Consider the following 6,647-nt stretch of genomic DNA (forward strand, 5'->3'; position numbering starts at 1 on the left):
GCTCGGAGGAGACAAAGCTTCCCACATCGCTGTGGCGCCCCCCATAACCTGGAACGGGGGCTGAGTTCCCCCGTTTCTCTCTAGAAAGGTGCGGACCGGCGTGGCCGACCGTCTCATCGTCCGTGGCGCGCGCGAGCACAACCTGAAGAACGTCTCGCTCGATCTCCCCCGTGACTCCCTCATCGTCTTCACCGGGCTCTCCGGGTCGGGCAAGTCGTCCCTCGCGTTCGACACGATCTTCGCCGAGGGCCAGCGGCGCTATGTGGAGTCCCTCTCCTCGTACGCCCGGCAGTTCCTCGGCCAGATGGACAAGCCGGACGTCGACTTCATCGAGGGTCTCTCCCCCGCTGTCTCCATCGACCAGAAGTCGACCTCGCGCAACCCGCGCTCGACGGTCGGCACCATCACGGAGGTCTACGACTACCTCCGGCTGCTCTTCGCCCGGATCGGCAAGCCCCACTGTCCCGAGTGCGGGCGCCCCATCGCCCGCCAGTCGCCGCAGGCCATCGTGGACAAGGTCCTGGGCCTGCCCGAGGGCAGCCGCTTCCAGGTGCTCTCGCCGCTGGTGCGCGAGCGCAAGGGCGAGTTCGTCGACCTCTTCGCCGACCTCCAGACCAAGGGGTACAGCCGGGCCAGGGTCGACGGCACCACCATCCAGCTCTCCGAGCCGCCCACGCTCAAGAAGCAGGAGAAGCACACCATCGAGGTGGTCATCGACCGCCTCACCGTCAAGGACAGCGCCAAGCGCCGGCTCACCGACTCGGTCGAGACCGCGCTGGGCCTCTCCGGCGGCATGGTCGTCCTCGACTTCGTCGACCTCCCCGAGGACGACCCCGAGCGCGAGCGGATGTATTCGGAGCACCTCTACTGCGCGTACGACGACCTCTCCTTCGAGGAGCTGGAGCCGCGCTCCTTCTCCTTCAACTCGCCCTTCGGCGCCTGCCCCGACTGCACGGGCATCGGTACGCGCATGGAGGTCGACCCGGAGCTGATCGTCCCGGACGAGGAGAAGTCGCTCGACGAGGGGGCGATCCACCCCTGGTCGCACGGGCACACCAAGGAATACTTCGGCCGGCTGATCGGCGCGCTCTCCGAGGCGCTCGGCTTCCGCACGGACATCCCCTGGGCCGGACTGCCGCAGCGGGCCAAGAAGGCCCTGCTGTACGGCCACAAGATCCAGACCGAGGTCCGCTACCGCAACCGCTACGGGCGCGAGCGCGCCTACACCACGCCCGCCTTCGAAGGCGCGGTCCAGTTCGTCAAGCGGCGCCACACCGAGGCCGAGAGCGACTCCAGCCGGGAGCGGTTCGAGGGCTACATGCGCGAGGTGCCCTGCCCCACCTGTGAGGGCACCCGGCTCAAGCCGATCGTCCTCGCGGTGACGGTGATGGAGAAGTCCATCGCCGAGGTCTCCGCGATGTCCATCAGTGAGTGCGCCGAGTTCCTCGGCCGCCTCAAGCTGAACGCGCGCGACAAGAAGATCGCCGAGCGGGTCCTCAAGGAGGTCAACGAGCGGCTGAAGTTCCTGGTCGACGTCGGCCTGGACTACCTCTCGCTCAACCGCGCCGCCGGCACCCTCTCCGGCGGTGAGGCCCAGCGCATCCGGCTGGCCACCCAGATCGGCTCCGGCCTGGTCGGCGTGTTGTACGTCCTGGACGAGCCGTCCATCGGGCTGCACCAGCGCGACAACCACCGCCTGATCGAGACCCTGGTCCGGCTCCGCGACATGGGCAACACGCTCATCGTCGTCGAGCACGACGAGGACACCATCAAGGTGGCCGACTGGGTCGTGGACATCGGCCCCGGCGCCGGTGAGCACGGCGGCGAGGTCGTCCACTCCGGCTCGCTCAAGGAACTGCTGGTAAACAAGGAGTCGATCACCGGCCAGTATCTGTCGGGCAAGCGGGCCATCCCGACGCCGGACGTCCGCCGCCCGGTCGACCCCTCCCGCAGCCTCACCGTCCACGGCGCCCGGGAGAACAACCTCCACGACATCGACGTCTCCTTCCCGCTCGGCGTGCTCACCGCCGTCACCGGAGTCTCCGGGTCCGGGAAGTCGACCCTGGTCAACGACATCCTCTACACCCACCTGGCGCGCGAGCTGAACGGCGCCAAGTCGGTCCCCGGGCGTCACACCCGGGTCGACGGCGACGACCTCGTCGACAAGGTGGTCCACGTCGACCAGTCGCCGATCGGCCGCACGCCCCGGTCCAACCCGGCGACGTACACCGGGGTCTTCGACCACGTCCGCAGGCTCTTCGCCGAGACGATGGAGGCGAAGGTGCGCGGCTATCTGCCGGGCCGCTTCTCCTTCAACGTCAAGGGCGGCCGCTGCGAGAACTGCTCCGGCGACGGCACGATCAAGATCGAGATGAACTTCCTGCCCGACGTGTACGTCCCGTGCGAGGTCTGCCACGGTGCGCGCTACAACCGGGAGACCCTGGAGGTCCACTACAAGGGCAAGTCCATCGCCGAGGTGCTGGACATGCCGATCGAGGAGGGCCTGGAGTTCTTCGAGGCCGTCCCGGCCATCGCCCGCCACCTGCGTACGCTGAACGACGTCGGCCTCGGCTACGTCCGGCTCGGGCAGTCCGCGCCGACCCTCTCCGGCGGTGAGGCGCAGCGCGTCAAGCTGGCGAGCGAGCTCCAGAAGCGCTCCACCGGCCGCACGGTCTACGTCCTGGACGAGCCGACCACCGGTCTCCACTTCGAGGACATCAGCAAGCTGATCACGGTCCTCTCCGGCCTGGTCGACAAGGGCAACTCGGTGATCGTCATCGAGCACAACCTGGACGTCATCAAGACCGCCGACTGGGTCATCGACATGGGCCCCGAGGGCGGCAACGGCGGCGGCCTGGTCGTCGCCGAGGGGACGCCCGAGGAGGTCGCCTCGGTCCCCGCCAGCCACACCGGGAAGTTCCTCCAGGGCATCCTGGACGCGGACCGGATCAGCGAGGCCGCGGTGCCCTCGGGGCCGGCCCGTAGGACCGCCGCCCGCAGGACCACCACGGCGAGGAAGTCCGCGGCGCCGAAGAAGGCGACCGGCACCAAGGCCACGGCCAAGAAGGTGACGGCCACCAAGGCCACGGCGACCAAGGCCACCGCCACGGTCAAGAAGGCCACGGCGACCGCCAAGAAGGCGACCGCCACCAAGGCCACCGCCGCGAAGAAGGCGACGCGCGCCCGCAAAGCGTGAGCCGACGGCTGTGGCCCCCTCCCGCCCGGGAGGGGGCCACAGCCGTGTGCGGACCGGCGGGGGACCGGCCCGGCCGCGGGCCGTCGGTCCGCCGCCGGTATTGTCGGTTGTGTCACCGGCGGCCACGGCCTCCACCGCCTCCCGGCCCGCCCGGTGACCGCGTGACCCGACGCACCCCGATCCACCTGATCCACTTGATCCACCCCGCCCCGCCCCGAACAACGACCCGTGGAGTCCGCATGCCCGGCCTGCCCGCCCCCCGCCGTACCGTGCTGAAGGGCGCCGCGCTCGCCGGCGTCGCCGGGCTGGGAGCGGCCGCCTGCTCGACCGAATCCAAGCTCGGCCACGCCAAGGAGCCCACCCCCACCGCCCCCGTCGACCTCGGCGAGGCCTCCGAGGTGCCCGTCGGCGGCGCCAAGCTCTACCGCGAGCAGCGCCTCGTCGTCAGCTGCCCGGCGAAGGGCGAGTACAAGGCGTTCAGCGCCCAGTGCACCCACGGCGGCTGCGTCCTGACCAAGATCGAGGGCACCGAGGGCCACTGCGCCTGCCACGGCAGCCGCTTCGACACGACCACCGGCAAGGTCGTCCAGGGCCCGGCCACCGTGCCGCTGCCCGCCGTCCCGGTCACGGCCGAGGGCGGAAAGCTCGTCGCGGGCCCGGGAGCCTGACCCACCGCCCGACGCCGGGGGTCAGTCCCAGTCCCAGTCGATGCCGACGAGCCCCCGCCGCACCCCCTCCTCCACCACGTGCACCGTCCGGTGCCGCCCGGTGAGCGTGAGGTCCCTGCGGGCGGCGCGCGCCGCCCCCGCCGAGGACTGCTCGAACCGGCGGCACCGCACCGGCAGCGCGGCCTCGTCGAAGCCGACCTGGAGCACGTACTGCCCGCCGCCGAAGGTGAAGCCCCGCACGTACTCGTCGCTGGGCCCGCCCGTACCGTCCTCGAAGCCGTAGCCGAAGAGGTACGTCTCGCCCGACCGCAGCCGCGTGTCGAAGAGCAGCTCCGCCACGAGCACCGCTGCCTCCGCGTCCCAGCGCACCCGCCCGGTCCGGCAGTTCTCCCCGGCCCGCACCGCGATCCGCGACGGGTCGCACCCGGCGTCGCCCCGGTGGACCGCCAGATAGCGGTCGATCCCGTCCCGGTGCGCCCGTACGACATGGAGCGAGGTGCGGCCCGCCAGCTCGCGCCGGGGACCGATGCGCACCCGCTCCTGGTGGTCCACGGTGTGCAGCCCGCCGTCCACCGGTGACTCCATCCCCGCCAGCAGCCGTTCCACCGCCCCCGAGGACTCCAGCAGCGAGCGGTACGAGCGCGCCGCCGGGCGCTCCCCGCCGCCGCCGGAACCGTCGCCCCGCAGCAGCCGCAGCAGCGAGTCGTCCGGCAGCGCGAGCACGTCCTCCAGCGCGCGGACGGCCCGCAGCGACTCCGGGCGGCGAGGGCGCCGTACGCCCTGCTGCCAGTAACTCAGGCTGGTCACCCCCAGCTTGACGCCCCGGTGCGCGAGATGGTGCTGCACCCGGTGGAGCGGCAGCCCGCGCACCGACAGGGCGGTGCGCAGGGCCAGATGGAAGGGGCCGGTGTGCAGCACCCGGTCCAGTTCTCTCTCGGTGTGCCGCATGAGGGCCTCCGGTGAACGTTCACGTGGGGGAGAGGGGACACCGCCCCCGGGGCATGCGGGGGAGCAGGTGACCGGGGCGGCTCCGTTCACACGGGCGCCGTGCCGTTCACACCGCGATGTCACTCCGCATTGAAGCGTGTTGACCTGCTCCGGACAACGGTCGATGCTCCTCATCAGCGTCCGGACGCGCTCCTCCGATCCCCACCCCCCGCCTTGGGAGGAACGCCATGCGTAACCGAAGAATCCGGCCCCGAAGGCTGTCGTTCACCGCCCTCCTGGCCGCCGCCCTCCTCGCCGTCCCCGCGGCCACCGCCACCGCGGCCCAGTCCCCGTCCCAGGACGGCGGTGTGGGCATCGCCGCCGCGCAGCGCCTCGACATCACCATGCAGGCCCAGCAGAAGAGCAACTGGTGCTGGGCGGCCGGCGGCAACACCATCGCCGCCTGGTTCGGCCGCACCTACTCCCAGAACCAGTTCTGCAACGCCGCCTTCAACCGCTCCCAGGGCTACGACTGCCCCAACTCGCAGGCCACCCTCGGCAACGTCCAGACCGGCCTGTCCTGGACCGGCGTCCGGCCCGGCAGCTACGTCACCGGCTGGCTGCGCTACCCGACCGTCCAGAGCGAGATAGCGGCCCGGCGGCCCATCGAGACCCGCATCCAGTGGTCGTCCGGCGGCGGGCACATGCACGTCATCTACGGCTACGACGACGCCAACAGCTGGGTCTACTGGGGCGACCCGTGGCCCTCCAGCGACCGCTACAACTGGGCCTCGCACTCCTGGTACGTGAACAACAACCAGTTCTCCTGGACCCACTCGCTCTACCGGATCGGGGCGTGAGGACATGACCACGACCACCCGGCGCCTCGCCGTCGCCACCGCTCTCACCGCCGCCGCCCTGCTCGCCGCCGCCCCCGTGGCCACCGCCGACGACGGCCACGCCGCACTGACGAAGCCGACCGCCGCCACCCTCGAAGCCGCCCACGAGGCGGCCTCCGCACCGGCCACCCTGGAGACCCTGTCCCGGTTCTTCGCCCGGGAGGGAGCGGTGGCGCGTACGGCCGCCGCCCCGCGCATCGAGACGAGGACCGTCCCCGTACGCACGCTCTCCGCCGCGTTCGTCGCCGGGAAGCCGGGGGCCGCGCCGAGCACCCTGGACTACCTCGCCGCCACCGCCGTCTCCTCCGACGGCCAGAAGGCCTCGCTGTGGACCGTCCCCAGGGCCGGCGGGAGCGGGAAGTGGCAGGTGGTGAACATCGCCACCGGCGACGACGAGGCCCACTACACCGCCGAGGGGGCCCGCAAGCTCCCCGGCGGCACCGTGTTCCGCGAACCGCAGATCGACGCCTGGTACGTCCACGACGCCTCCCGGGTGCTCCCGCTGGACGAGGACGCGACGGCCGCCGTGGGAGCCAGGGGCACCACGCTGGACGCCTACCGGGCGCGGGTGAAGGAGGCGTACGGCGACAAGCTGCCCGGCTCCGGGTACGCGAAGTCCGGCCGGGCGGGAGGCTACGGCCCCGAGGCGGCCCCCGCCGCCCAGGCCCCGGCGCCCGCCCCCGGCCCCGTCCTCGCCGACGCGGCGGGCGCGGGCACCCCGGACACCGCCCTGACCGCCGTCTCCACGATGGCCGGAGCCGGGGCCCTGCTCGCCCTGGCCCTCGGCGGGGCCGCCGCCGTACGCCGCCGGAGCCGCACCCGGCGCACCCCCGCGCCGGACGCCTGAGCCGAGCGCTCCGGGGGCCGGGTCAACCTGAGTATCGAGCGGCTCGATGGCAGCATCATGCTGACCCTGTCCGACGATCAGGGCGTGGTGGCCAAGCGCCTGATCAGCCC

The 6,647-nt window shown here is 71.9% G+C and carries 6 protein-coding genes; 5 read left to right on the top strand and 1 reads right to left on the bottom strand.

What is annotated here, in order from left to right; translation table 11 throughout:
* Positions 1–100 precede the first annotated feature (100 nt).
* Both uvrA and AB0917_RS10820 read left to right on the top strand, forming a co-directional pair.
* Complete coding sequence (gene uvrA, locus AB0917_RS10815) at positions 101–3,196, top strand: excinuclease ABC subunit UvrA (protein ID WP_366819168.1); 3,096 nt, start codon at positions 101–103, stop codon at positions 3,194–3,196.
* Between the two features lie 239 nt (positions 3,197–3,435).
* Positions 3,436–3,864, top strand: coding sequence for a Rieske (2Fe-2S) protein (locus AB0917_RS10820; RefSeq protein WP_366819169.1), 429 nt, complete (start codon positions 3,436–3,438; stop codon positions 3,862–3,864).
* A gap of 21 nt (positions 3,865–3,885) precedes the next feature.
* Here the strand turns inward: AB0917_RS10820 and AB0917_RS10825 are convergent, their stop codons facing one another.
* Positions 3,886–4,812, bottom strand: coding sequence for a hypothetical protein (locus AB0917_RS10825; protein WP_366819170.1), 927 nt, complete (start codon positions 4,810–4,812; stop codon positions 3,886–3,888).
* Between the two features lie 227 nt (positions 4,813–5,039).
* Here AB0917_RS10825 and AB0917_RS10830 point away from each other — a divergent pair, with 227 nt between their 5' ends.
* The 3 genes from AB0917_RS10830 to AB0917_RS10840 form a co-directional block, all read left to right on the top strand.
* Complete coding sequence (locus tag AB0917_RS10830) at positions 5,040–5,651, top strand: papain-like cysteine protease family protein (RefSeq protein ID WP_366819171.1); 612 nt, start codon at positions 5,040–5,042, stop codon at positions 5,649–5,651.
* A gap of 4 nt (positions 5,652–5,655) precedes the next feature.
* Positions 5,656–6,537, top strand: a complete 882-nt coding sequence (locus tag AB0917_RS10835; protein WP_366819172.1) for a hypothetical protein — start codon at positions 5,656–5,658, stop codon at positions 6,535–6,537.
* A gap of 27 nt (positions 6,538–6,564) precedes the next feature.
* Positions 6,565–6,647: DUF3509 domain-containing protein (locus tag AB0917_RS10840; RefSeq protein ID WP_366819174.1), on the top strand; the 83-nt coding region annotated here is incomplete at its 3' end.

The sequence above is a fragment of the Streptomyces sp. NPDC007346 genome (assembly GCF_040703535.1).
In the GTDB taxonomy this organism is placed as follows: Bacteria; Actinomycetota; Actinomycetes; order Streptomycetales; family Streptomycetaceae; genus Streptomyces.

Excerpts from the sequence above, each read along its gene's own strand:
- AB0917_RS10820 (WP_366819169.1), top strand. The coding sequence starts at position 3,436 with ATGCCCGGCCTGCCCGCCCCCCGCCGTACCGTGCTGAAGGGCGCCGCG.
- AB0917_RS10825 (WP_366819170.1), bottom strand. The coding sequence starts at position 4,812 with ATGCGGCACACCGAGAGAGAACTGGACCGGGTGCTGCACACCGGCCCC.
- AB0917_RS10830 (WP_366819171.1), top strand. The coding sequence starts at position 5,040 with ATGCGTAACCGAAGAATCCGGCCCCGAAGGCTGTCGTTCACCGCCCTC.
- AB0917_RS10835 (WP_366819172.1), top strand. The coding sequence starts at position 5,656 with ATGACCACGACCACCCGGCGCCTCGCCGTCGCCACCGCTCTCACCGCC.